Annotated in this window: 25 protein-coding genes and 3 riboswitches; of the genes, 14 read left to right on the top strand and 11 right to left on the bottom strand. The window is 43.6% G+C overall.

Annotated elements, in window-relative coordinates; translation table 11 throughout:
• Positions 1–54 precede the first annotated feature (54 nt).
• Positions 55–210, bottom strand: a riboswitch (SAM riboswitch).
• Between the two features lie 131 nt (positions 211–341).
• Positions 342–1,301: a serine protease Isp gene (gene isp / locus M1D69_RS13890; RefSeq protein ID WP_458105768.1), complete on the bottom strand. Its 960-nt coding sequence runs from the start codon at positions 1,299–1,301 to the stop codon at positions 342–344.
• A gap of 222 nt (positions 1,302–1,523) precedes the next feature.
• On the opposite strand from isp, the gene rsbRB reads away from it, so the two are divergent.
• On the top strand, positions 1,524–2,357 hold the full coding sequence (gene rsbRB / locus M1D69_RS13885; protein ID WP_458105769.1) for an RsbT co-antagonist RsbRB: 834 nt from the start codon (positions 1,524–1,526) through the stop codon (positions 2,355–2,357).
• A gap of 74 nt (positions 2,358–2,431) precedes the next feature.
• On the opposite strand, the gene M1D69_RS13880 is transcribed toward rsbRB, so the two are convergent.
• From M1D69_RS13880 to M1D69_RS13865, 4 genes are read right to left on the bottom strand one after another with little or no spacing between them, the layout of a single operon-like run.
• Positions 2,432–3,196, bottom strand: a complete 765-nt coding sequence (locus tag M1D69_RS13880; protein ID WP_458105770.1) for a CbiQ family ECF transporter T component — start codon at positions 3,194–3,196, stop codon at positions 2,432–2,434.
• Positions 3,171–4,814 (bottom strand): ABC transporter ATP-binding protein, encoded by a 1,644-nt coding sequence (locus M1D69_RS13875; RefSeq protein ID WP_458105771.1) that lies wholly within the window; start codon positions 4,812–4,814, stop codon positions 3,171–3,173. The genes M1D69_RS13880 and M1D69_RS13875 overlap by 26 nt, the downstream gene beginning before the upstream one ends.
• Complete coding sequence (locus M1D69_RS13870) at positions 4,801–5,400, bottom strand: ECF transporter S component (RefSeq protein WP_458105772.1); 600 nt, start codon at positions 5,398–5,400, stop codon at positions 4,801–4,803. The genes M1D69_RS13875 and M1D69_RS13870 overlap by 14 nt, the downstream gene beginning before the upstream one ends.
• The gene (locus M1D69_RS13865; protein ID WP_458105773.1) at positions 5,397–6,002 is read right to left on the bottom strand and encodes a YkoF family thiamine/hydroxymethylpyrimidine-binding protein; all 606 of its coding nucleotides are present in this window, start codon (positions 6,000–6,002) and stop codon (positions 5,397–5,399) included. Before M1D69_RS13865 ends, M1D69_RS13870 begins: the two co-directional genes overlap by 4 nt.
• A gap of 96 nt (positions 6,003–6,098) precedes the next feature.
• Positions 6,099–6,210: riboswitch (TPP riboswitch) on the bottom strand.
• 101 nt (positions 6,211–6,311) lie between these two features.
• Here M1D69_RS13865 and M1D69_RS13860 point away from each other — a divergent pair.
• The 7 genes from M1D69_RS13860 to mgtE all read left to right on the top strand — a co-directional run bounded on the left by M1D69_RS13860 (position 6,312) and on the right by mgtE (position 11,727).
• Entirely contained in the window at positions 6,312–6,998 is a 687-nt protein-coding gene (locus tag M1D69_RS13860; protein WP_458105774.1) for a response regulator transcription factor, read from the top strand.
• A gap of 3 nt (positions 6,999–7,001) precedes the next feature.
• Entirely contained in the window at positions 7,002–8,366 is a 1,365-nt protein-coding gene (locus tag M1D69_RS13855) for an ATP-binding protein (protein WP_458106150.1), read from the top strand.
• Entirely contained in the window at positions 8,363–9,043 is a 681-nt protein-coding gene (locus M1D69_RS13850; RefSeq protein ID WP_458105775.1) for a PepSY domain-containing protein, read from the top strand. Before M1D69_RS13855 ends, M1D69_RS13850 begins: the two co-directional genes overlap by 4 nt.
• Positions 9,044–9,134: 91 nt before the next feature.
• On the top strand, positions 9,135–9,647 hold the full coding sequence (locus M1D69_RS13845; protein WP_044156166.1) for a PepSY domain-containing protein: 513 nt from the start codon (positions 9,135–9,137) through the stop codon (positions 9,645–9,647).
• A gap of 76 nt (positions 9,648–9,723) precedes the next feature.
• Positions 9,724–9,861, top strand: a complete 138-nt coding sequence (locus M1D69_RS13840) for a transcriptional regulator SplA domain-containing protein (protein WP_003218541.1) — start codon at positions 9,724–9,726, stop codon at positions 9,859–9,861.
• A gap of 108 nt (positions 9,862–9,969) precedes the next feature.
• Positions 9,970–10,136, top strand: a riboswitch (M-box (ykoK) riboswitch).
• Between the two features lie 95 nt (positions 10,137–10,231).
• Positions 10,232–10,354, top strand: a complete 123-nt coding sequence (locus M1D69_RS13835; protein ID WP_010330178.1) for a hypothetical protein — start codon at positions 10,232–10,234, stop codon at positions 10,352–10,354.
• 17 nt (positions 10,355–10,371) lie between these two features.
• Positions 10,372–11,727 (top strand): magnesium transporter, encoded by a 1,356-nt coding sequence (gene mgtE / locus M1D69_RS13830; RefSeq protein ID WP_024121136.1) that lies wholly within the window; start codon positions 10,372–10,374, stop codon positions 11,725–11,727.
• 43 nt (positions 11,728–11,770) lie between these two features.
• On the opposite strand, the gene tnrA is transcribed toward mgtE, so the two are convergent.
• The gene (gene tnrA / locus M1D69_RS13825) at positions 11,771–12,103 is read right to left on the bottom strand and encodes a MerR family transcriptional regulator TnrA (protein ID WP_003239028.1); all 333 of its coding nucleotides are present in this window, start codon (positions 12,101–12,103) and stop codon (positions 11,771–11,773) included.
• A 193-nt stretch (positions 12,104–12,296) separates the two neighbouring features.
• Here tnrA and M1D69_RS13820 point away from each other — a divergent pair, with 193 nt between their 5' ends.
• From M1D69_RS13820 to M1D69_RS13810, 3 genes are all read left to right on the top strand, one after another.
• Positions 12,297–12,452, top strand: coding sequence for a hypothetical protein (locus tag M1D69_RS13820; protein WP_010333974.1), 156 nt, complete (start codon positions 12,297–12,299; stop codon positions 12,450–12,452).
• Between the two features lie 87 nt (positions 12,453–12,539).
• The gene (locus tag M1D69_RS13815) at positions 12,540–12,722 is read left to right on the top strand and encodes a hypothetical protein (protein ID WP_024121137.1); all 183 of its coding nucleotides are present in this window, start codon (positions 12,540–12,542) and stop codon (positions 12,720–12,722) included.
• 137 nt (positions 12,723–12,859) lie between these two features.
• Complete coding sequence (locus tag M1D69_RS13810; protein ID WP_081638289.1) at positions 12,860–13,324, top strand: MarR family winged helix-turn-helix transcriptional regulator; 465 nt, start codon at positions 12,860–12,862, stop codon at positions 13,322–13,324.
• A gap of 18 nt (positions 13,325–13,342) precedes the next feature.
• On the opposite strand, the gene M1D69_RS13805 is transcribed toward M1D69_RS13810, so the two are convergent.
• Entirely contained in the window at positions 13,343–14,464 is a 1,122-nt protein-coding gene (locus M1D69_RS13805) for an MGDG synthase family glycosyltransferase (RefSeq protein WP_458105776.1), read from the bottom strand.
• 92 nt (positions 14,465–14,556) lie between these two features.
• Here M1D69_RS13805 and M1D69_RS13800 point away from each other — a divergent pair, with 92 nt between their 5' ends.
• Entirely contained in the window at positions 14,557–15,108 is a 552-nt protein-coding gene (locus M1D69_RS13800) for a YkoP family protein (protein ID WP_458105777.1), read from the top strand.
• 22 nt (positions 15,109–15,130) lie between these two features.
• On the opposite strand, the gene M1D69_RS13795 is transcribed toward M1D69_RS13800, so the two are convergent.
• Positions 15,131–15,904: a metallophosphoesterase gene (locus M1D69_RS13795; RefSeq protein ID WP_285849888.1), complete on the bottom strand. Its 774-nt coding sequence runs from the start codon at positions 15,902–15,904 to the stop codon at positions 15,131–15,133.
• Positions 15,905–16,142: 238 nt separating this feature from the next.
• Between M1D69_RS13795 and M1D69_RS13790 the strand changes: the two genes are divergently transcribed.
• Positions 16,143–17,834, top strand: a complete 1,692-nt coding sequence (locus tag M1D69_RS13790; protein WP_458105778.1) for a DUF6044 family protein — start codon at positions 16,143–16,145, stop codon at positions 17,832–17,834.
• A 12-nt stretch (positions 17,835–17,846) separates the two neighbouring features.
• A complete protein-coding gene (locus tag M1D69_RS13785; protein WP_458105779.1) occupies positions 17,847–18,860 on the top strand; it encodes a glycosyltransferase family 2 protein in 1,014 nt (337 codons plus the stop codon).
• 29 nt (positions 18,861–18,889) lie between these two features.
• Here the strand turns inward: M1D69_RS13785 and M1D69_RS13780 are convergent, their stop codons facing one another.
• The 3 genes from M1D69_RS13780 to M1D69_RS13770 all read right to left on the bottom strand — a co-directional run bounded on the left by M1D69_RS13780 (position 18,890) and on the right by M1D69_RS13770 (position 24,106).
• On the bottom strand, positions 18,890–20,725 hold the full coding sequence (locus M1D69_RS13780; RefSeq protein WP_458105780.1) for a DNA ligase D: 1,836 nt from the start codon (positions 20,723–20,725) through the stop codon (positions 18,890–18,892).
• 3 nt (positions 20,726–20,728) lie between these two features.
• Positions 20,729–21,613 (bottom strand): non-homologous end joining protein Ku, encoded by an 885-nt coding sequence (ku, locus tag M1D69_RS13775; RefSeq protein WP_059292904.1) that lies wholly within the window; start codon positions 21,611–21,613, stop codon positions 20,729–20,731.
• 90 nt (positions 21,614–21,703) lie between these two features.
• The gene (locus tag M1D69_RS13770; protein WP_458105781.1) at positions 21,704–24,106 is read right to left on the bottom strand and encodes a bifunctional diguanylate cyclase/phosphodiesterase; all 2,403 of its coding nucleotides are present in this window, start codon (positions 24,104–24,106) and stop codon (positions 21,704–21,706) included.
• Positions 24,107–24,263: the final 157 nt, after the last annotated feature.

Below are 24,263 nucleotides of genomic sequence, written 5' to 3'. Positions count from 1 at the left end.
TAAAAAGCCTCTTTCCCATGAGAGAAAGAGGCTTTTCTGCGTAAAACACTGCCTCTCTCATCTCTCAGACACAATCTGATGGAATTAGCACCGTGCCTTATGAGACATCAGTCTCGGCGCGAAAAGCAGTGCGCCCCATTTCACAATGGAATTACGGTCGGTTGCTGTTGGGGTCAAAAGGCCAATCCCTCGCCCAACTCTCGATAAGAGAAAATGTTATTAATTTTTTGAAAAATTGAATCATTTGTTGGTAATCTTAACAGTAATTCAAATTCGTTGTCAACATAGAATTTGAAATTTTATTTACAAATGACGGTATATATTATATGAGAAAAATAATTTTATAGGGTCATCAAATGTGATTGCTCTGCTTTCTCTGACAGCTCATCAGGAGCGGTTAAATACAGGAATCCATTCCCCGCCAATGTTTTTGCGATATCGAGCGGAAGTGTCCTGCGGATCAGCTGCGCATAAAGCTCAGATTCAGAAAGCTCTCTTTGAAAAGATTCTTCTTCAAAGCTTTTAATTAAAGCAAGCGCTCCGCTGACATGAGGGGCAGCCATGGAAGTGCCGGTAAGCTTCCCGTATTTCTTGTTGGGAAGAGTGGATAAAATGTTTTCACCAGGTGCAACAAGATCAATCTCTTTGTTTGCGTTTGAAAATTCTGACGATTCACGCGCTACTGAAACAGATCCAACCGCAATTACATCATTATAAGCAGCAGGATAGGAAAGCTCCTCTGTGCGTTCGTCGCCGTCACCTTCATTTCCCGCGGCACAAACGACTAGCACTCCGTTTTTGACGGCGTTTTTGACCGCTTCCTCCAGTTCAGGCACATCGCTCGGTCCGCCAAGGGACATTGAGATGATATCAGCCTTTTGCTCAACGGCATAGTTAATGCCGTTAATAATCCATTCGTACTTTCCGCTGCCGTTTTCACCGCCAAGCACCTTTACAATTAAGAGGCTTGCCTCAGGCGCAACCCCGGCGATGCCGCCGTTTGAATCGTTAGCCGCAATCGTTCCGGCAACATGTGTGCCGTGTCCGTTGTAGTCGGAAATGGCATCTTCCTTGCCGCCGTCATCATCTGTGAAATTCTTTCCGCCGATGATTTGGTTTTTCAAATCGGGATGGCTCGTATCGCAGCCGGTGTCCAATACAGCAATTTTTACGTCTTTGCCTTTAACCCCTTTTGCCCACATTTCTGGCGCCTTAATCACTTTAATACCCTCAGGAAGCTCGTTCACATCCATGATCTGCTCATTCGTCACATACGGGATCAAGCGGATTTCACCATTCATAAAAAAGCCCTCCTTTTTTATGCTTGCAAGTGGATACAAGGGTGTTATCTCACATTATATGAAAAAAGCAGCCGCTCGGACAGAGTCGTTTGAAGCATTTTGAAAAAATAGGATACAATCCAATGGATTAGTAATTTTCAAAATAATGGATGTCTCTAGCGTGTATGGCTGGGATTCAGCTGTCAGTCAAGTTATAATAGAAGTTGGGAAAGGAGCAGTGTGATGAAACTGAATGAAAAAATATTTGCGTTTTTTTCTGAGCATGTAGAACAAATGGCCGAGGAATGGATTGACACAATGGAGGAAAGCGATCCGAATTCGATTTATGCCTTACATAATGCAGCTGTAACCGAGGAGCTGAAAGAGCAGGACAGAGAGTTCTACCGGCATCTGAATTACATGTATGTTTTACCGGAAAAACAATTTCTCGATGAATTTCAACAATGGGTCATTGAGCTGACGAATGATCAAAAACATCTCGATACCCCGGTGCAATACGTCATCCGTGAGTTTATGAGAAACCGAAGATTATATACGAAGTATTATGAGAAGTTCGCAGAAGAAAACGAGTCGGCATTTGGACCGGGAGAAAAACAAAAATGGGCCGATTTGATTGTGAAAGTTTTTGATTTTACCATTTATACATTCGTCGATCACGCTGAATCGAATGCAAAACAGCAATTAAATGCCCAGAGAGAAATGATATTGGAATTAAGCTCGCCTGTCATTACTCTGAGCAAAACGACAGCTCTGCTGCCGCTTGTCGGTGATATTGATACTGAACGGGCAAAGTTTATTCTTGAGAACACGCTTAATGCATGTGCGAAAAGACGCGTTGAGCATCTGTTGATCGATCTTTCAGGTGTCGTAGTTGTTGATACAATGGTGGCGCATCAAATCTTTAAATTGATAGAGGCGCTTACTTTAATCGGTGTCAGATCCACATTGTCTGGAATCAGACCAGAAATTGCGCAAACCGCTGTACAGCTTGGAATTGATTTTACGAACATTAATATTAAAACCAATCTTGCCCAAGCATTGAACTATCATCAATAATAAAAAAGCCGCTATTCAACGGGACTGGCCCCTGTCTCAAAAACAGGGGTGAGACCCAAACATAGCGGCTTTTTTTATGAGGTAAAACATAAAGACAAAAGAAAAGATCCTGCGAATAACAAGAGAATGAGGAAAAAGAACAGCCAGTCGCGCGGGCTGACGGTAAGCGATCGGTAATACGTCCGGTTTCGGCTGCCTGTAAATCCTTTTGATTCCATCGCAAGAGCTGTTCGTTCCGCTTTTCTGATCGCGCTTGCTAATAGCGGGATGGTATAGCGCTTTAACCCGCTTATTTTTTCTTTTAATCCATTTTCCGCCGCTCCGCCTCGGATTTTATGTGCCTGCTGGATCAGCTGGACCTCCTCTTTTAACAGAGGGAGAAAACGAAATCCGGCAATGACGCCGTATGCAAGCTTCGGGGACAGTTTGCACTGCTGCACAAGACTCAGCATAAATAAAATCGGATCGGTTGTAAAAACAAACATCATCGATAAGGCAGAAAAGCACAAAATCCGAAACCCGAGTGAGATGCCGACAGCCACATTTTCACTGTTGATCGAAAAAGGGCCGGCTTGGAACAGAAAATTATCTGCGGTCGTCGGAATCTTGCCGAAAACAGCGGCTGTCCATACGCAGCCAAATGCTAAAATCAAAAACGGAATCGTGAACAAAAGCCATTTTTTCAGCGGTATTCTGGCCGCCAACAGGACACCCGCAACAATCATGATATAAAAACACGCCGGTGTGTAAGGATTGTAAATAAACGACAGCATGACGACACAGCAAAAAACCGCCGCTGCTTTTACTGCCGGGTTAATGAGATGTAACGGCTGCTTCATCACGCACCTCCTGCTGGTATGTCATCCATTCATATCGAAGGGGGAGGGTGAGCTTTGCTTTTTGGACGAGCTCGGCTTCCCTGGAAAATAACTGTTCCGGTATTCCGTCAAAGGCCAAATGTGTGCCGTGAAGCACAAGCACGCTGTCAGCATATGAAGATACAAGCTCCATATCGTGTGTGATCATGAGGACAGCGGTGCCTTCTGTCTGGATATGCTGAATCATCTCCATGCATTCAGCGGCTGTTTTGGCGTCTTGGCCAAAGGTCGGTTCGTCTAAAAGCAAAACCTCTACATCGTGCATCAGCATGGTGGCGACACTCAGCCGCCGTTTTTGCCCTTGGCTGATCGCAAACGGATGGTGGTCCGCCAAATGTGCAAGGCCCAAACGCTGCAGCAGATTCTGCGCTTTTTTCTCGGTTTCGGCATTTGCCGCATGGCCGAACAGCAGCTCATCATATACTGTGTCAGTCACAAACTGGTGCTCTGGATTTTGGAAAACCAATCCCATTTGTTTGCGAAGCTCTTTTTCTTTGTAAGACTCCAGCGGCTTATCATGCAGAAGAATCTTGCCGCTTTTCGGTTTGAGCAAACGGGCGAGAACAGACAACAGCGTAGATTTTCCTGTGCCGTTTGGCCCGACAAGAGCCGTCAAAGAGCCTGCACGCAATGAAAAACTGATGTCTTTGAAAATGGTCTGCTGTCCTCTTGAAAACGATAAGTTCTGGACCTGCACCGCGTGTTCAGCAGAAAGAACCGCCGCTTCTTCAGCAGGCCCAGCAGGGAAGGGTTCCTTGAACAGCGTTTCTTTTGACAATGTGAACGGTATGCTCACATTTTCTTGTAAGCCACAAATTTTTGGCACAGCGATTCCCATTGTTCTTAACATGTTTGAGTGATGCTGAAACATTTCCTTAGTCGGCCCGTCTAAGGCTTTCTTGCCTGCTCCATCCAGTACGATTGTTCTTTCAACCCAAGGCGCCCACTCATCAAGCTGATGTTCGATCACGAGAAGGCCGAAGCCTTTTTCCTGCTGAAGCTCTTTGATCATTTGAACGAACTCCCGTGCTGAATAAGGGTCTAAAAGGGAAGTCGGTTCATCCAGAATAATCGTCTCAGGCTGCATCGCCAAAATACAGGCGAGCGCGACTTTTTGCTTCAGTCCCCCTGACAGAGTGGAAATCGTTTTTTCCTTTACATGAGTGATATGTAATTTTTCCAGAACGTCATCAATTTTCTTCACCATTTCTTCTTGGGGGACTTGCAGATTTTCCAATCCAAAGGCGATTTCATCCTCTACTGTCAGCATACAAAACTGCTGATCAGGGTCCTGAAAGACGACTCCGACATGCTGAGCGATTGTTTCAGAGGTTTCAGCGTCAGTGATCGGTTTTTGAAATAAGAATACATGCCCAGACAGCATCCCGTCGCAAGCTTCAGGGTAAAGCCCGTTTAAACAGAGGGCAAGCGAGCTTTTTCCGCACCCGCTCGGCCCTAACAATAAAGCGCATTCTCCTTTTTGGAGCTCAAACGTTATATCCTGAAAAATCGGTTTCTCGTTTTCTTCATATGAAAAGCTAAGCCGGTCAACCGAAAGCAACTTGTTATAGGCTTGCATGATTTGATACCCGTTTCCGTTTCTTTTTCAGTTCCTTTCCGAGTGCCATTCCGTTTAAGACACCCGTATATGCGAGAGAATCGCTGACAGCTTTTCCGAGAAGGCCGGCCAGGACCGCACCTGAAACGAGACGGATCACAAGCATAATGAGCAGATAGCCTGGTGAGTACGCCGCATAACCGGAAACAAAGAAATCATAAATAAAGCTGGACACCGAAGACCCCATACCCGCCAGAAGCAGCACAGGAAGGGAATATGCTTTCCAGCGTGTCACAAGAAATACAGCTTCTGCTCCGAGACCTTGAACAATGCCGATCACGATAACCATCGGGCCTGAAGGATTTCCCAGCAAACATTCAACGAGAGCTGCGATGATTTCTGAAACAAGGGCCGCGCCCGGTTTACGAATGATGTACGCGGCAATCACCGACACGATAAACCAAATGCCGTAAATCGGTTCATAAGCGATGGGCCCGAACATCCCTGCAAGTACGTTTCCGAAATGGGTGAATACTAAATAAACAATGCCAAAAACAATACTGATAACAGACATGATAACAATTTCTTTTACTTTCCAGCTTTTCATTTTATCCCTGCTTTCTGTTTTCTTGATGGACTGTTTGCCGAGAAGTTCACGGTCATGGTGACATGGGCTGTTTGCTGATTTGCCATGCGGAAAGCGTCTTCCAGTGTCTGGAACACGTCGTGTGCATCTCCGTCTAGCTCACTTGCGTAATGAACACCCTGTACAAAGGTGCCGTCAGCCTTAGCGATTTCAACAGCTTTTATGATGATGTCCATATAATTCGGCTCATTCATCGGATACAGTGCAAATTGGCATGGAGCCTCTGCTTTCAGGTCGTGAACAGATTCTTCATTGACTCGCTTTTCATCTGCTTTCAGATATGTATCTCCTTGGGTATCGCCCGGGCAGCCGATGGAAAACGTCCCGTTCATGACAATGTGCTTTTCGCTATTTGCTGCATACAGGTAGATGGCTTTAGCGGCGTCGAATACATGAGCGATCGATCCGCGCAAAACTGTGCTGATATGATCGGTCTTTGTCCAAACCTTTGACGTATCCGTTTTTTTTAGCGCGGACTTGATCACACTGATAAAATCATCTGTCATCGGGTATAAAGAGAACCGAAATCCGGCGATTCTGCTTGTGCCGCATAAGTTGTCCATTTCTCTGACCTCCTGTTTTTTTGGTGAAATAAAAAACTGCATATCCTTAGGGAATATGCAGTCATAGATCGAGTAAGCGCACAAAAAAATACACCTTTCGGTCAACCTGCACTTCCCCACGCTGGTATTATCCAGATCGGGTCATAAGGGATCAAAGCGCGATTTTGCGCGCTTTATCTCAGCCATAACAGCACCCCTAGTGCTTTCCGTATACAATTTTTTATTTTGACATCATAATAGATGATAAGAATCATTTTGTAAACAATGAAATCATTTTTTTCATATAGGAACATGAGAGGATGATCGGAATTGGAAAAAGGGCACATCTTAATTGTAGAAGATGAAGAAAAAATCGCGAGGGTCCTTCAGCTTGAATTGGAATATGAAGGATACAGCGTCACCATCAAACATAATGGCTCTGAAGGACTTAACGCGGCCACGGAAGGTTCGTATTCCCTATTGCTGCTCGATGTCATGCTGCCAGGGTTGAGCGGGCTTGAAGTGCTGCGCCGGTTGAGGAAAACGGATCAAGAGACACCGGTTATTTTATTAACAGCCCGCGACAGCGTTCCAGATAAGGTAACGGGGCTTGACATCGGTGCGAATGACTATGTTACCAAGCCGTTTGAAATAGAAGAATTGCTTGCCAGAATCAGAGCGGCACTACGCCAAACCGGAAGCAAAACAGAGGATATCGGCACATTTTTGACATATGACGATTTGCAGGTGAACGAGAAAACACGTGAAGTCAGACGGGGAGACAAAGAGGTTGAATTAACGCCCCGGGAATTTGATTTGCTCGTCTATATGCTGAAGCATCCGCAGCAAGTGCTGACGAGAGAGCAAATTCTCAGCTCTGTATGGGGGTTTGATTACCTCGGAGATACAAATGTCGTCGACGTGTACATAAGATATATCAGAAAAAAATTGGACTATCCTTACGAAAAACAGCTGATTCACACCGTACGCGGGGTCGGCTATACCATTAAGGGGTAAATGATGAAGCTGAAGACAAAGATTCATCTTTATACATCCATTTGGCTGTTGATTTTATTAGTGTTGGTCCATACTGCGGTCTATCTCATTTTTTCATCGGCACTCACCTCAAAGGATGCGGCCCGTCTTGCCGATGAAACGGACAATATCGCCGAAGCTCTGCATACCGCCGAAACACAAGGAGTGGCTTTGCAGGATATGCTGCAGGCCTATCTTCCGGCAAACGGAATGGTGCGGGTAGTGAATGCGGATCGGAAAGCCGTCATGACCATCACAAAGGAAAAAGTATATAAAGACTTCCCTCTTTCTTTTCACAGCGGGGAAACGACAGACGTGACAAAGCATGAAGGCAAACTGTTTGCAGCAGCATCTGTCCCGGTCATTTGGACAGACGGACAAGTCGTATCTCTTCAGCTCGTGGAAAGGCTGGAGCATACAGGAGAGAGTCTTCTTCTGCTAAGAATCATCTTAATTGCGGCCAGCGTGGCTGTCTGTATCGCTTCCTTCTTTGCCGGCAGCTTACTCGCCCGCCATATCACCAATCCAATCAGACAATTGGTGACAACGATGAAAGACATACAGAGAGAAAAAGCATTCAAAACAATTTCTTTGGAAGGACAGTCGCATGACGAACTGTATCAAATGGGGCTGACCTTTAATGAGATGGCGAGCATGCTGAAAGAGCACTACGACAAACAGCAGCAATTCGTCCAAGACGCTTCACACGAGCTGAAAACCCCGCTCACCATTATTGAAAGCTACAGCAATCTGATGAAACGCTGGGGGGCAAAAAAGCCTGAAGTGCTTGAGGAATCCATTGAAGCTATTCATTCAGAAGCGGTCCATATGAAAAAACTGACCAATCAGCTGCTTACGCTGGCCAAGACCCATAAAGAATTGGAGCTTGATCTGAAAACGGTTGACCTGATCGAAGTGTCGCGCGCCGTCATACAAACACTCCAGCCGGTTTATAAACGCGACATCTTTCTCGAGACGGACAAGGAGAATTTGCTTGTAACCGCAGATGAAGAACGCATAAAGCAGCTGCTGACGATTTTGCTTGATAATGCCATAAAATATAGTGACAAGGCCATTGTGATTTCCGCAGGAACCAATAACAGACGTCCGTTTTTGTCCGTAAGGGATGAAGGAATCGGCATACCTGAAGAGCATATCCCGCGCCTGTTTGAACGTTTTTACCGGGCGGATGAGGCGCGTAACCGCAAAACAGGCGGAACGGGTTTAGGCCTATCCATTGCCAAACATATTGCCGATGAGCATGGTATTGACCTGTCTGTAAAAAGCCAACCGGGACAGGGAACAAATGTCACGGTGCAATTTAGAGAACAGGATGGGGGAGCGCTATGACAAAACGAATGAAAACAGGAGCTGCTGCGGCGGCAGCCGTTTTAGCCATTGTCATCTGCGCGGTTCTTATCATTCAGCAAACCCATGAGGACGTGCTGTCAAAGGATGCAGTCATAAAAAAAGTAGAAACCTCCTATGAAGGCGACATCACAAAAGTGACGCAATCCAATGATAAAAAAACGTATGATATGACTCTGGAAAATCCAAAAGGAATTTATTTTCTAAAAGCTGATGCTAAATCGGGCGACATATTGTCAATGAACAGAGTGAAAAAGACGAACACATCTGAGATGACAGAAAAAGAAGCTAAGCAGCTTGCTCTGGTGCGGGTGCCGGGCACCGTCAAAAAACACACGCGAAAACACGGAGTTGCGTCGTATACCATTCAAAAAAATAATGGGGAAACATACGAAGTGAAGGTAGATATGAAGACAAAAACGGTTGTGTCCGCTGATAAAATCAGCAGCAAAGACAAACAAAAGACCACAATTTCGGAAAAAGAGGCAAAAGCCATTGCGGAGCGTGAGGCTGGAGGAAAAGCGGATGACGCCGATTTGGAAGAAAGCGAAGGCACTCTCCTGTTTGAAGTAGATGTTGATCTCCCGAATGACAAGGAAGCTACGGTGAAAATAAACGCCTATACCGGCAAAGTTTCTAATATTATCTATGAAGACTAATGGTTTCTCATCAAATTCTCATCTTTTTCTCGTTTTCCTTTCATGTTGAGTGTGTAAACTGAACTCATAACGAACAAGGGAGGAATCACATATGCTGAAGAAAAGATGGATGATTGGCTTATTAGCAGGGTGTTTAGCGGCCGGAGGATTCAGCTACAACGCGTTTGCGAAAGAAAATAATGAACAAACACAGTCTGTTTCTGAGACTGGCGGACTTACTGAACAAGAAGCGGAGTCCATTGCCAAAACAGTTGTTGACGGAACAGTGGATGACATCGACAGAGACATCTATAACGGCAAAGAAGTTTATGAAGTTGAAATCGAAAAAGACGGTGAAGACTATGATGTTTATGTGGATATCAAGACCAAACAAGCGCTCAATGACCCGTTAAAAGAGAAAAAAGAGCAAGTTGTTTTGACAAAAGAAGAAGCAGAACAGATTGCTCTAAAGCAAACAGCTGGAACCGTCACAGAAAGCAAGCTGGATGAAGACGACGGTGCTTATATCTACGAAATTGAGGTCCAAACGAAACAAGGGACTGAAGCGGAATTTGACATCTCTGCAAAGGACGGACGTATTATGAAGCAGGAATTAGATGACTAACCCCGCACCCGCGGGGTTTTTTTCATGATAAAGAGCCGCTTTTTGGACAATCTAATAAGAAAAGGAGGCGAAGCGCTTGGAAAAGAAAGAAGAACAATACATCAATCAGGCTGAGTATGTTCCACATCCGACGAAGGAAGGGGAATACGCCTTATTTCTTCATGAAACCTATCATTTGCTTTCAGAAGATGATGAGACGCAAACAACAGAATAAGGGCTAAGGCCCTTATTTTATTTCATCTGATAAGATGTAAACGCATAAATAACTTTTTTAAGTTGACATAGCTTGTTTTTTTCTGTAATCTCAGTGTGTCAATTCAATTACGAACTTCGTTAGGTGAGGCTCCTGTATGGAGATACGCTGCTGCCCAAAAATGTCCAAAGACGCCAATGGGTCAACAGAAATCATCGACATAAGGTGATTTTTAATGCAGCTGGATGATTGCTCCTATGCCATACAGTGCTAAAGCTCTACGATTGAAGGCGCCCGCACGCTTTTTTTGCCGTGCTTCTTTCACCTTCAATCCAGAAGGCTTTTTTTATGCCTTGAAAACGAAATGTTGAACAAAAAGGAGGTGCGGAGTATGGATTCTCCCCATTCGAGTCAATCTGAAGAAGTACCCATATACTATGACAGCAAGACAATTGATTACACGATGAGGAGACGATCTGCCGCACCTTCTGGCGAGGCCGGCACGTCTCCGTAGAGGAGGTACGAGTCCCGATGGTTCAAAACATGACCTATGACGAACTCATTTTACGCATCATTATCTTATTGCGAGACGGAAAAATCAGGGATTTCAGAAGTGTTATTGATGAGCTTCAGCCCTATGATATGGCGTTTATTTTTAAAGAAATGCCGGAAAAACACCGCGCCCGCTATTTATCTTATTTAACTGTTGATGATATTACTGATATGATCGGCGAACTGGAACGGGAATTTCAGCTAGCCGTCTTAAATAAAGTCGGAAAAACAAAAGCAACACTCGCCATGAACAAAATGGACAACGATGACCTCGCTCAATTGCTGGAGGAAATGGATGAAGAACTGAAGGAACAGCTTTTATCCAGCATGGAAGCCTCAGAGTCAAAAGCAGTTCAGCTCCTTATGAATTACCCGGCTGATTCAGCGGGGCGCATGATGACCAACCGTTATGTGTGGATTCCTCAGCATTATACGGTAAAAGACGCGGTCGTCAAACTGAAAAGTTTCGCGGAAATCGCAGAGTCTATCAACTACTTATATGTTATAAATGACAGTAAGCAGCTAGTCGGCGTTCTGTCATATCGCGATTTGATTCTCGGGGAACCGGAAGAAAAGGTACAAGACTTGATGTTTACCCGTGTCATTGCAGCAGACGCGCTTCAAGATCAGGAAGAAGTGGCGCGGCTGATTGAACGTTACGATTTCTTAGCGATTCCGATTGTGGAAGAAAACAATGTGCTTGTCGGGATCGTGACGGTCGATGATATCATTGACGTCGTTATTCGGGAAGCCGATGAGGACTACGAAAAATTCGCCGCATCAGGTAAAGCCATTACCTTCGATACAAAAGCATATGTTGCAGCATACCGCCGCCTTCCATGGCTGATCCTGCTTTTGTTCATCGGGCTGATTTCAGGCAGCATCATGAGCTATTTTGAAGATACGCTGAAGCAGGTCGTTGCGCTGGCATTCTTTATGCCGATGGTGTCAGGGATGACAGGGAATACAGGAACACAGTCTCTCGCGGTTGTCATCAGAGGTTTATCTAAAGAAGAAATGAATAAAACAACGATTGTGAAACTGATTTTTCGGGAGCTCAGAACAAGTATTTATATCGGTGCCGTCTGTTCTGTCTTAATTACGGTGATCGCCATCATATGGCAGGGGAATGTGCTTTTAGGATTTGTTGTGGGTTCTTCACTGCTGCTGACCTTAATTATCGGTACGATGTCCGGAACAATCATCCCCATTATTCTGCATAGACTGAATGTAGACCCGGCCATTGCGTCAGGCCCGCTCATTACGACGTTAAATGATATTTTGTCATTATTAATTTACTTTGGTATTGCCACTGCATTCATTCACTCATTATAAACGATAAAAGTCCGTCTCAGATTGCGAGGCGGACTTTTATCGTTTAACGGTTTTTGTACCTAAAGTGAGCATTAAGCTGCCCCTCCAGCATTTTTTTTCGGACTTGCGGATCGTTTTTTACCATTTGTTCTTTTTTGCGCATATCTTTTAAAATTTCAGCTGTCTGCACGCCGTCTTCGCGTTTGTTGGCGATATCCATCAGCCGCTCGACGTCGGCAAAAGAATATTTTCTCGTTCCCCTTGAAGAACGCTGCGGATAAATCAGCTTACGCTCTTCATAATACCTGATCTGTCTTACGGACAATCCTGTCAATTCACTGACAATCCCGATTGAAATCACTTTTTTGTCTTTATAAGAATGATCTTCTGTGGTCATTTTTCCACCCCTGGATGTCTTTTGATAATAGTATATAAAAAACATAGAGAAAAAACCTGACGCTTGTTATATTTTCTAACATGAAATAGCAGATTTTTGAAAAAATACGGCAGAAAAATTAACAAGAATGATGCGTAACCTATAAGCGCGTTTTATCCTTTATGTAACGATTAAATGAGGAGGAAGGATAATCATGGAGGAAGAAAAAGCGGTCTCGCTGGCAAAGGAAATAATCGAGTTGGATATGAAACGGGATGAAATGCTTGAAACGTTTATGCAGCTTGCCGGAGAACATGCTTTTCAGCTTTTAAGATCAGTTCAAAACGGACTTTACCGAAAATCTTCGTAAACATAAATTCTTTACATTAGATTCACACCACATTCATTTAAAGAGAGTATCTTATTTAGAGGATACCTTAAAATGAAGGAGGACGCTATGAGTAATTTATTGAAAACAGCATTAGAAAAAGAACGAAGCCATTATTCAGAAAAACTCTTTCAAATCGGAGTTTATAATAAAGAAGTAATGAACAAAATGACACTTTCTGAACTGCGGAAGGAATACGCATATTTCTTTCGCAGCATCCCATATCACCAAAAAAATCCTTATACAAAATAATGTGGATAAGGATTTTTTTGTTTCCTGAAAAGGAATTTCTCGAATTGTAGCGAATAAAAATAATAAGGGCATTAAACTCTTATTATATGTAAGGGTTTTCATTATTTTTTTATAAAAATTCTATATACGGGGTAGATATGATGAGATTATCGTTTAACGAAGAAGAAGTTGAGCGTGCGATGAATTTGTACAGAGTTTTTGCAAGGGCTTTCAAAAGTGTGTCTGAACACAGCATCCGTGACAGCAAAGAGCACGGCTTTAATCCCACAGAATTTGCCGTACTGGAACTTTTGTATACGAGAGGCCCGCAAAAATTACAGCAAATTGGGTCGCGGCTTCTGCTTGTAAGCGGAAACGTCACATATGTCATTGACAAGTTAGAAAGAAACGGGTTTTTAGTCAGGGAGCAGGACCCGAAAGATAAACGCTCCGTTTACGCGCATCTCACGGATAAAGGGAATGAGTATTTGGATAAAATTTATCCAATCCATGCGCTCCGTATAGCGAGAGCGTTTTCAGGCCTTTCGTCTGATGAGCAGGACCAGCTGATCCTCCTGCTGAAGAAAGCAGGTATTCACAGCCAGCATTTACTGTTTCGTTAGTCATGCCACCCTCTCTTTTCAGGAGGGTGTTTTTTTATGTTCACATTCATCTAATATCCTTTTTAAAACCTCCCCAATCTCCCGGTCGCACATTTGGCCAAGATACTCCCTGACTTGCTTCTCTGCTGCTGCCCGTTCATTCGATTGAAAAAATGCGGAAATGCGCTCTTCTGCCCGCTTCATATCCCAGTTTCTTATATCTGTGACAAGCTGCCGTTCTTTTAACAGGCTCACATTCATTTCCTCCTGTCCCGGCAGCGCATGATAGATAAATACCGGAAGCCTTTTCTTTAAGCATTCACTGATGGTTACGCCTCCTGGCTTTGTCATGACGCCTGAGGCTTGTGCGTACAGACGGTTCATTTCTGCTTTGCTGTGAAGGTATGGGATCGCTTCGATAAAAGGATGTTGTAAACTTTTGACATAGCGGTAGAGCTTTTCGTTTCTGCCGCATAATATTTTGTATAAGATGTTTCCGCTTGGCGACAGCTCCTGGACCAGCTTAAAAATACCGCCGACTCCCATACTGCCGCCTGTGATCATGACGGTATAAGGCGGACGATGCTGGCAGGGGTCTGCGGTTCCTGCTTCATAGGCCCGGTGAACGGGAATGCCGGTCAAAAATATTTTTTCCTGGCTGATTCCTTCGGTCATGAGCTGCTTCTTGATATCCATGATCGGGACAAAGTGGTAGTCAATGTTCTTCCGCCCCCATACCTGATTTACAAAAAAATCCGTGTAGACATTTACAATGGCCATGTTTGGATATTCCGGTTTCAGCCGGTTTAGCAGATAAGAAGGCAGGGCGTGTGTGCAGAAGGCGATATCAGGCTGTTTTTCTTTGAGAATCTGTCTCATGCTTTGCATAAACAGCCATTCATACATGGCATAGCGTTTGACATTTTTACACTCTCCGCAAGCGAGAAGCTTGTATATTCCGCTGTACGTTTTCGGGAAATATTGAATCCATTTTAAATAAGCTGAGGAGGACAGTTGTTCTAAGCGTTTATACGTATGTGAAAAGATATCAATTTTTTCTGAATGCAGCCCTTTAGATTCCAGATCAGCCTTTAGGGCATCAGCGACATGATGATGCCCGGTGGAAATGCTTAAAAAAGGAAAAATAAGAATGTTTGTCATGTCTGTCCTCCTTAAAAATATGGCAACTATATTTTGGGGAGAATCATCACAAAATATAAGGGTGTTTTTTTGATGATAAGGAAGGTGAAGAGATGAAAACCTGTTTCCTTTCCATTTGGAGAGTGATTGACCCGATTTATTTCTTTTTTTCGAGGCTGACTTTGATTGAAGATGAGCGAAAATGCGTCTTTCGAGTCAGACTGACGAAATACAAAGGGCATCATGTCGTGCTGAGTGACGGAACGCATATAAGAAAAAACGATGTGCTCGTTAAAATCCATCTGCACAACATCAAGCTGATCAGGGAGCTGCAAAGCATTGAAAGCGCGGTCAGAAAAGGAATCATTATTTACCAAAAAGTATATCAATCCATGCCGATGCTGCTGGAGTATATCAACAATCATAAAAAAAGCGAAAAAATCAAAGGGATCATTGGCATTACAATGCTTGATAAAGGGGTAGAAAGGCTCGGCTTTGACGTCGTAACCCCGGTCAATCCTATTTACAGATCCTTTAAAAAAATCACCCATATGCCGATTTTATATTTAACGTCAAAGCCAGTGAGCTTGCGAAATCTGCCGAATTCATCCTATTTGTTTATCTCGAAAGAAAAGCTTCAGCACACCTATCAAAAAAAAGACTGATGCCATGGTCAGCACAGTCTTTTTAAATTTGATGGAAAGTCACTTCGGGACGGCTTCCTACACGGATATTAACGCCAGTTTGTCCTAAACCTTCACTGATATAAAACGGTTTATCGTGGTGATAATGAAGGCCTTTAATCATATTCATACGTACAAGCTTGCCCATTTTCACCAAATGATACGGCTTTGGCCAGTGGATTTGCCCTCCGTGAAAATGGCCTGATAACAGGTAGTCAAAATGAATATCCTGCATCTCTAAAATAATATTCGGATCATGTGTCAGTACAAGGTGATAGCCATTCTGAAGACCTTTATAAGAGTTTGTGATTTTACTGCGATTCGTACTGTAATCGTCAATTCCGATAATATTAACAGGCCCTGCGTCAGTATTGATGTGAACATGTTCATTTTGCAGCGTAATGCAGCCGTTTTCCTCCAGCACTCGCTTTAATCTTTGAAAGTCCTTTTCTTTTAATACATAATCATGATTGCCAAACACCGCGTACATGCCATAAGCAGGCTTCAGTTGTTGCAGTGCCTGCAAGTAGCCGGCAAGCTTTGGAATATTTCGTTTCCGGTCAAGAAAATCTCCGGTCAGCGCAATGAGGTCTACAGGTTGATTATTTGTTAAACGATAGAGCTCATCAGGCGAAACAGATATGTTTTCTAAATGAAGATCCGATAAATGAAGGATATTCAGTTTTTTTCTTGCTGGAAGGCCGTCTTGCTGATCAATTGAAATCGTGTTGACCTTCACATCTTTTGTGTTGCGGTTTGCTTTATATATAAATGGCATAACAGCCAGTATGACCAATGAAAGTAAGATGAACACATGTATCCCCTCCCTTCTACCAGTATAGTAAGTGATGCAGCCTTATGGATAGCGGGAATTAATGGGTAGAAGACCAGTTTGAAAAATGCAGAAAGGATTGTCATTTGATGAATGTTTTAGAAGGGAAAAGGGATAATAAATTTTGACAGGTGAGGCAGATCGTGCCCAATAGAAGTCAGAATAACAGATGGATGTGTTAGGGATGTTACGATTAAGACAACACAAAAAAGAAACATATTATCTTTTGATGGCTTTATTTCTCCTTTTGCTGTATGTATCCCCGCTTTTTATTTTGAAGGAAGACGCCCATATTCGCGTACACGATAATTTGGATTCTAATATCGCTTGGTACAAGGTGCTGGCCGACAGCGGAGAAATCATCGGCAAAGTTGATGCGGCCATTCCGCAAATCATTAACGGACTGCCACGGGATGCGTTTGGCACTGAGTGGAGCGGAATTGTTTGGCTGCACGCGTTGTTTTCTTCTATGACCGCCTATGCGGTAAGCCAGACCATTACGAGAGTTGTCGCTTTCTTCGGAATGTATGTGCTGCTGAAGAAACATGTGATTCCGGATCAGAAAGCGGCATTGATCCGAATTGGCGTATCGCTCGCATTTGCCTTAACGCCTTTTTGGCCTTCTGGAATGCTGAGCACGCTTGGATACCCCTTGGCGCTGTGGGCTTTTTTGAATATCCGAAAAGGGGATATCTCATGGAGAGAATGGCTGACGCTCGGTTTGCTGCCGTTGTATTCAAGCTTTGTATTAGGCTTCTTCTTTTTCTTGGCTGGGATGGCATGCTTCTGGCTGTATGATGTCATCACAAAAAGAAAATGGAATTTCATTTTCTTAGGCAGCATCGCTTTTATGACAAGTATTTATCTATTTGTCGAGTACCGGCTTGTCTATTCGATGTTGATTTCACACGCGCCGATGCACCGGATTGAATTTATTTCATCAAGGCATGATGTTTGGCACTCTCTGCGTTTGTCCGTCAAAAACTTTGTCTACGGACATAACCATGTCATGACAGTTCATACCGTTGTGATTCTTCCAATTTTATTACTCGTCTTTTTTGCTGTGCTGTTCAAACGAAATCGGACAAGGGAAGAAAACGTTTATCTTTTTCTCTGCGTGCTAAATTATGCGCTGTCACTGTGGTATGCGTTTTGGTTCAACAAAATATGGGCTGTTCCAAAGCAGAAATTTGCATTTTTAGCCGAATTTAATTTTGCCCGTTTTCATTTTTTGCGCCCGCTGGTGATCTACATGAGTTTTGCGCTCGCTTTGTATCTCATCTGGCGGATGGGGAAAAAGTGGCGATGGCTTGTGTATGCGGCAGTTACTGCGCAGCTGATGGTCCTGGCGCCTTTTAATGAGGAGTATACGTATGGCGTTCACTACAACGCGCCGACGTTTCGTGAATTTTACGCGTCTGACCAATTTAAAGAGATTAAGGAGTATATCGGGCGCCCGCAAGATTCGTACAGGGTGGCGAGTATCGGTCTGCATCCGTCTATCGCCCAATACAACGGTTTTTACACCTTAGATACATATAACAACCTGTACCCGCTCTCATATAAATATGAATTTAGAAAAATCATTGAAAAAGAGCTGGAAAAAAACGCCCAATTGAAACGGTACTTTGATGAATGGGGGAGCCGCTGCTATCTGTTCGTCGATGAGCTTGGCAAACGATATGACTTTAAAAAGAATTCGAAGAAAACAATCAATCATCTTGAATTAAATACAGATGTGTTTCAACAAATGGGCGGACAATATATTTTTTCTTCGGTTCCCATCATGAACGCTGACCAAAACCACCTGGCGCTCGTGAAAACATTTGACCATAAAGATTCCGCCTGGCGCATTTATTTATACGAAACAAAATAAGGAGGATATCGATTGAAACAGCCACAGCCAGTGTTAACCATCGTCGTTCCGTGTTTCAATGAAGAGGAAGTATTTAAAGAGACAAGCCGTCAGCTGACGGAGGTTGTAAACAGCTTAATGGAAGAAAAAATGATATCCGAAGACAGTAAAATTTTATTTGTTGATGACGGCAGCAAAGACCGCACCTGGTCTTTGATTGCCATGGAAAGTGTGAAAAACAAGAAGGTAACAGGTTTAAAATTAGCCTGCAATGTCGGACATCAAAAAGCGCTTTTAGCAGGTCTGCATAAAGCAAAGCAAAAATCAGACTGCGTGATTTCGATTGATGCCGATCTGCAGGATGATATCTCTGTTATCAGAGAATTTATGCTGAAATATCACGATGGTTTTGAAATCGTGTACGGCGTGCGCCGCAGCCGGAAAACCGATACCTTTTTTAAACGCACGACCGCTATAGCGTTTTACCGGCTCATGAATAAGCTTGGGATTAAGTTAATTTACAATCATGCCGATTTTCGCTTAATGAATAAAAGGGCGCTTGAAGAACTCGCGCGCTATCCGGAAGCCAATTTGTTTTTAAGGGGCATCGTTCCTATGATCGGCTTCAGGTCAGCCGAAGTCTTGTATGACCGTAAAGAACGTTTTGCCGGAAAAACGAAATATCCGCTGAAAAAAATGCTTTCATTCGCATTTAACGGAATTACATCCTTCAGTGTGGCCCCGATTCGCTTTTTTACACTTTTGGGTTTTCTATTATTTTTGGTAAGCGCCATGGCGGGGATTGGCGCAGTCATTCAAAAAATGCTCGGCCACACAAATGCGGGCTGGGCGTCTCTCATCATCTCCATTTGGTTTCTGGGCGGATTGCAGCTCATGGGAATCGGGATTATCGGCGAATATATCGGAACGATTTTCTCTGAAGTGAAAAGACGGCCAAAGTATGCGGTTGATATCGATTTGTATAATGAACCCTTGAGCCCGCTGCAGCGCCAGGAAAGTGAGCGTTTGGGGAAAAAATACAGTTGAAACAACACAAAGAGCTGACCGGATATAAGTCAGCTCTTTTTCTGCAGCTGATTCAAAATAGCGGCAAGAGGTTCATCCTGCGGATTGCGGTAAAATTCATAAAACGGGCATCCGTGTTTCTTAATCCGGTCAACGACGGTATCGATTGTATACATCGCCGGTGTCAAAGATGGCTGCACCTCGTGCCAATACAGCGGCGCCGCTATGGTGCCAAGCTCGTTTCCCCTGGTGGAATAGGGGCAGATAATCGTTTTTCCTTCAGCATGCTGCAAATAATCGAGATACAATTTTCCATGCCTGTTTTTGATCAGGCGTTCGGTTGTAAATAGATCCGGAAATGCATTGGTACAATATTCGGCAATCAGCTGTGTAAATTGGCGTGTGTCCTCGTACGTAAATGCTTCTGGTGACAAGGGAATGTAAAGCTGAATCCCCTTGTTGCCGGAAAGCTTCGGATACGATGTGATGCCGAAGGATTCAAAGAGCCGTTTGAGTTCATTTGCTGCCTGAACAGCCATCAGAAAGTCATCTCGGGACGGGGGATCTAAATCAATGACAATCTCTGCGGGCCTTCTGCTTGTAATCGTTTGAAAAGGAACATGAAACTCCAAAGCGAGCTGATTGGCAAGCCACAATAAGGTGGACAGGTCCTTACAGACAACATGTTCATGGCTACCGTCAAAAAAGGATTGGACAAAGTCCGGTGTATAATCCGGCTTATTTTTTTGGAAAAAGGATTCGCCCCTTGATCCGTGCGGATAGCGAATAACCGTGACAGCACGGTCTTTGAGAAACGGGAACAGGTAGTCGCTGATTTCAATCATATACTGGATGAAATCTTCTTTTGTTTTTTTATGCTTTTCAAATATGATTTTATCCAGGCTTGTAAACTGCAGTTTTGGATGAACCGGCTTTGAGCGGCGCACAAGCTGTGCAAAGGTGCAGTCGGTCCAATCCATTTGAAATTGAAATGTGACAAACGAAACCTCTCGTAGCGTGCCTTGTAAAATCGTTAAGTACTGGACAGTAGCGCAGATCGATGGTTCAAGCGTATATTCACCTGATGCTGTTTTATGTCCGTGCTGTTCCATAATCGCGCGTATTGCATTTTTTTCTTCCTCGCTCATCCCATGTGATACAGAGGCGACAGGCGTCATTACACCGTTTTTTAACGCAGAAACCGTCAGAAATCCATTGTGAGGATTAAATCCAGTGATACAAACATCGGCATGTTTAAAGTTTTTATATTTCAGCCAATCAGATGACCGTTTTTTTTCGAGCCATTTGCTGTTGATTTTTTTCGCTACAATTCCTTCTCCGTCATACTTTATTATCTTCTCCCAAATCGGATCGAAGTGCTGGTAGGAGGGGATATACTGAATGGTTTCCTTTGCATAAGGATTTGGCTCAGCCGGGAGCTTTGCAGCAGACATCAGCTCATGCAGCGATGTTTTTCGGTCAATATAGGAATAAGTCGATACATCTTGTCCGCTTCGTTCCAAAAGGTCAAATGCGAGAAAGCAGCAAGGCCGAGAGTTTGCGGATTCCTGTATCTTCTCCGGCCTTTTCAAACGTCCCCGCACTTGAATATGTTCAAAATCTGAACGGAATGAATTCGCCAAAAACACGATTTCTCCGTCGAGTGTTAACGGAAGTTCCTTTTCTATATGCTGAAAAGCAGTTTCGGCAAAGTTGGCAATTTCAGGGAAGGTGCTGTTTAGCTCTAAGCCATTTCTGCTCGTTAATGTCACGCCTGACGGATGAATGCGGAGAATACAGCGAAACCCGTCATATTTTACTTCGTAACGCCATTCCGCTCCTTTTGGAGGTGACGCAGTAAGCACGGGCTGCATGGTAAACGCCATTGGTTATGATGTGCCGGAGACTTTTTTTCTAGTGGTTTTCTGCTTTTTTTCTCCGGCTCCTTTCGGTTCTCCGCCTTCGGCTGGTGCTGCCGCTGGTTTTTCCCGGTTCGGCCTTTTGGTTCGATCGATGCTGGCTTGAAGTGCGCTGACCAGGTCGATCACATCCTCACGAGGAGGCGCTTTGTCAGGAGTGACGGCTGTTTCTTTATTTTCCAGCTTATCATTGACTCTTTGCAGCAAGGCTTTTCGATACGTGTCCTCATATTGTTCCGGCTGAAATTCAGTTGTCAGCTCATCTATCAGTGTAATGGCGGTCTGCAATTCTTTATCATTTACACTTGATTGATCAGGCACTCCGGGTACATGGGCAGCACTACGGACCTCATCGGGATAATGGATGGATTCCATTACGATGCAATTTTCATATACGCGGAGAATGGCAAGCTGCTGTTTCGACCTGATCGTCATATTGGCGATCCCGATCTTTCCGGTGGATCGAAGCGCCTCGCGAAGAAGAGTATAGGCTTTCGTGCCGTTATCTCCGGGTCCGACAAAGTAGGAGCGGTTAAAATATATCGGGTCAATTTCCTGCAGCTGAACAAAATCGACAATTTCAACCGCTTTCTCTTCATGCTCCTGCTTTAAGCTTTTTAAATCTTCATCAGTCAGCACGACATATTTTCCTTTTACGTATTCATATCCCTTCACAATTTCATCAGGGCTGAGCGTTTTTTCGCAGTTGGTGCACATTTTTTCATATTTAATTGGCGCATGATCTTCTTTATGAAGGCTTCGCAGTTTGATGTCTTTGTCTTCTGTGGCGGCATAAAGCTTGATGGGGATATTCACCAAACCGAAGCTGATGGATCCCTTCCACATTGTATGCATATCGATGAACCCCTTTTTTTCATTATTGTGGAGATGAGAGGGGTGATTCATGTGTAGTAACTTATGGGTATAAAAAAACAGCCTGCGCTGTTAACGCGGCGGCTGGTTCAATATCAAGTGTTCAAGCTGTTCGGGCGGTATCGGCCTGCTGAAAAAGAAGCCCTGTAAATGGTCACAGCCTTTTTCGTCAAGCAGCTGTTTTTGGCCGGAGTTTTCCACGCCTTCGGCAATGACTTGTAAAGACAGCTGATGGCCCATGGCAATAATGGCGCCGGTAATTTGTTCTGATTTCGGGTGTGTCTGAATATCATCGATGAATGATTTATCGATTTTCAGCCTGTGGATCGGAAAGTCCTTTAAATAGCTTAGAGAACTATGCCCCGTGCCAAAATCGTCAATGCTGATCCGGATGCCTAATTTGGTTAAAGAAGATAGAACCTTTTTGGAGTGGTCAAGATTATCCATGGTCATGCTTTCTGTTACTTCAACTTCAAGAAGGTGAGGGGGAAGCATGTATTTAGAAAGTGTATTCTTGATGAGCGGAATCAGTTCCTCCGATTGAAACTGTCTGGCGGAAATATTAATGGCGACAGAAAGATCAAATCCTTTGTCGTGCCACACTTTTGCCTGCCTGCACGCCTCATCAATAATCCACTTTCCAATATCAATAATAAGGCCGGTTTCTTCGGCAACACCGATGAATTCTCCAGGCGGACGCAGATTGCCGTCGGGAGTGACAAGGCGTATGAGCGCTTCAGCACCTGTCATTTTTTGATCTCTTGTACTGAATTGCGGCTGATAGTGCAAGACAAATCTTTTGTTATCAATCGCTTCCCTCAGCTCCATTTCTTGATTAAGCTTGACGGTTTCATTATTGCCGATTGAAAAAGAGTAGTATCTGTATTTGCTTTTGTTTCGTTCTTTGGCCGCATACATGGCCATATCTGCTTTTTTCATCAATTCAGGGCCGTCAGTTCCGTCTTTAGGAGAAATCGCAATTCCGATGCTGACGGATGTAATAAGGGTGTGTTCCTGAATTTTAAATGGCTTTTTGAATTGCTGAATGATTTTTTTAGCCAAAACATCGGCTTCTCCCGTTCCGGTATTGGCGTCAGTCAAAATAATAATGAATTCGTCACCCCCAAGCCGTGCGATAAATCCATTATCTGGTATAACGGATGAAAGCCGTTTAGCCGCGAGCTGGAGCAGCTGATCGCCGACATTATGGCCTAATGCGTCATTTATCACTTTAAACCGGTTCAAATCTAAGAAAAATACCACGGTGTTATAATCCAAGGCATGCTCGCGATTTAAGACCTTTGTTAGGTGGGAGATCGCATGTCTTCTGTTGGGCAAATCTGTAAGTGAGTCGTAATGAGCCATTCTATGGATTTTTTTTTCGGTCCTGTACTGTTTTGTCACATCTTTACAGATGACATATATGCTGTCCAGTTCTTGGTTCACCTCAACAGGAATAAACGTAATATTCAAATGAAACTGGCCTTTGTCCGTCATAAAATTTGTGTCGCTATTAATGGCTTGTTTTTCGCTTTTGACCTGCTTAAAAAGCGCATTGATTTTTGGCGGCATATAATGATTCCAATTTTGATGGTGTAGGCCGAAGTTATTCATCATATCCTCACCGGCATGATTAGAAGAAATAATATCTCCTTTTAATGACAGGATAAAGATTGCATCAATATTATGAATGATTAAAGATTGAAACCGCTGTTCGTTATCCTTCATGCGTTCATTTTGTTTCATGAATTTTCGATCAGCATGAGAACTGAATAATAATAACGTTTGAATACAGAAGACGATTAAGGCAATCAGAATAGACCAATCGAATGTATGGACTTCCATATGATGGTCGGGAGGTGCAACATCCTCATAAAATGTAGCGGCCATCATTCCTGTATAATGCATTCCCGCTATGCCAATTCCCATTATTAAGGCACTGATTATTTTATAAATCAGCAAATGGTCTGCAGGTTTTTTCATGGACAAGTCAAAGAAAATCTTTAGTGAGACGAAAGACGCTCCAATGGCAATGACAATGGATAATGTAAAAAGCAGCGGTTCATACATCATCATTACCCGGGAAATGGAAGACATTCCGATATAATGCATAGATGAAATCGATCCACCCAGCACCACCGATCCTGTAAGCAGTCTGTAAAAGGTTAGGATATAACGGCTGACGATATATAAAGAAACAAATGATCCAGAAACAGCAGCTGCAATCGAGGAAACTAAAGGCGCCAGTTCATAATGCATCGGCATCTCCGTATGAACAGCCATCATGCCGATAAAATGCATGGACCAAATCCCAAAGCCCATAATGATAGAGCCTGCAATCAGCCACACCTTGCTTTTTAATCCTGTATGAATGGTGACTTTTCTTGAAAGTTCAAGGGTGGTGAACGATGCTGCGCAAGCAATAAGAATAGATAAACATATGAGTGTTGTATTATACGTTGCGTGTAATTCCATATGGAGATTCCCCCGTGTGTTCCAGTCTTGTTGACTCTCCTTAATATCGGCTGTCAGCTAAAGAATTTCAGTCTATATGCCTGGAGAAATTGTCAGAAAAACGCTTGAAATGAAGATTCTCTGTTTTTAGTTCTGCTGACCGTCAAAAATATGTTAA

It is taken from the genome of Bacillus sp. PK3-037, from assembly GCF_054161355.1.
Note: the sequence above shows the minus strand (reverse complement) of the source record. Positions and strands in the feature narration are given on the sequence as shown.

What these genes read in the sequence shown, in the direction of transcription:
- mgtE (WP_024121136.1), top strand. Translation starts at nt 10,372, where the DNA reads ATGGTTCAAAACATGACCTATGACGAACTCATTTTACGCATCATTATC.
- M1D69_RS13835 (WP_010330178.1), top strand. Translation starts at nt 10,232, where the DNA reads ATGGATTCTCCCCATTCGAGTCAATCTGAAGAAGTACCCATATACTAT.
- M1D69_RS13770 (WP_458105781.1), bottom strand. Translation starts at nt 24,106, where the DNA reads ATGGAATTACACGCAACGTATAATACAACACTCATATGTTTATCTATT.
- M1D69_RS13865 (WP_458105773.1), bottom strand. Translation starts at nt 6,002, where the DNA reads ATGGACAACTTATGCGGCACAAGCAGAATCGCCGGATTTCGGTTCTCT.
- ku (WP_059292904.1), bottom strand. Translation starts at nt 21,613, where the DNA reads ATGCATACAATGTGGAAGGGATCCATCAGCTTCGGTTTGGTGAATATC.
- M1D69_RS13845 (WP_044156166.1), top strand. Translation starts at nt 9,135, where the DNA reads ATGCTGAAGAAAAGATGGATGATTGGCTTATTAGCAGGGTGTTTAGCG.
- M1D69_RS13795 (WP_285849888.1), bottom strand. Translation starts at nt 15,904, where the DNA reads ATGCCATTTATATATAAAGCAAACCGCAACACAAAAGATGTGAAGGTC.
- M1D69_RS13800 (WP_458105777.1), top strand. Translation starts at nt 14,557, where the DNA reads ATGAAAACCTGTTTCCTTTCCATTTGGAGAGTGATTGACCCGATTTAT.
- M1D69_RS13870 (WP_458105772.1), bottom strand. Translation starts at nt 5,400, where the DNA reads ATGAAAAGCTGGAAAGTAAAAGAAATTGTTATCATGTCTGTTATCAGT.
- M1D69_RS13790 (WP_458105778.1), top strand. Translation starts at nt 16,143, where the DNA reads ATGTTACGATTAAGACAACACAAAAAAGAAACATATTATCTTTTGATG.
- M1D69_RS13875 (WP_458105771.1), bottom strand. Translation starts at nt 4,814, where the DNA reads ATGCAAGCCTATAACAAGTTGCTTTCGGTTGACCGGCTTAGCTTTTCA.
- M1D69_RS13805 (WP_458105776.1), bottom strand. Translation starts at nt 14,464, where the DNA reads ATGACAAACATTCTTATTTTTCCTTTTTTAAGCATTTCCACCGGGCAT.
- M1D69_RS13850 (WP_458105775.1), top strand. Translation starts at nt 8,363, where the DNA reads ATGACAAAACGAATGAAAACAGGAGCTGCTGCGGCGGCAGCCGTTTTA.
- M1D69_RS13815 (WP_024121137.1), top strand. Translation starts at nt 12,540, where the DNA reads ATGAGTAATTTATTGAAAACAGCATTAGAAAAAGAACGAAGCCATTAT.
- rsbRB (WP_458105769.1), top strand. Translation starts at nt 1,524, where the DNA reads ATGAAACTGAATGAAAAAATATTTGCGTTTTTTTCTGAGCATGTAGAA.
- M1D69_RS13880 (WP_458105770.1), bottom strand. Translation starts at nt 3,196, where the DNA reads ATGAAGCAGCCGTTACATCTCATTAACCCGGCAGTAAAAGCAGCGGCG.
- tnrA (WP_003239028.1), bottom strand. Translation starts at nt 12,103, where the DNA reads ATGACCACAGAAGATCATTCTTATAAAGACAAAAAAGTGATTTCAATC.
- M1D69_RS13780 (WP_458105780.1), bottom strand. Translation starts at nt 20,725, where the DNA reads ATGGCGTTTACCATGCAGCCCGTGCTTACTGCGTCACCTCCAAAAGGA.
- M1D69_RS13855 (WP_458106150.1), top strand. Translation starts at nt 7,002, where the DNA reads ATGAAGCTGAAGACAAAGATTCATCTTTATACATCCATTTGGCTGTTG.
- isp (WP_458105768.1), bottom strand. Translation starts at nt 1,301, where the DNA reads ATGAATGGTGAAATCCGCTTGATCCCGTATGTGACGAATGAGCAGATC.
- M1D69_RS13820 (WP_010333974.1), top strand. Translation starts at nt 12,297, where the DNA reads ATGGAGGAAGAAAAAGCGGTCTCGCTGGCAAAGGAAATAATCGAGTTG.
- M1D69_RS13810 (WP_081638289.1), top strand. Translation starts at nt 12,860, where the DNA reads ATGATGAGATTATCGTTTAACGAAGAAGAAGTTGAGCGTGCGATGAAT.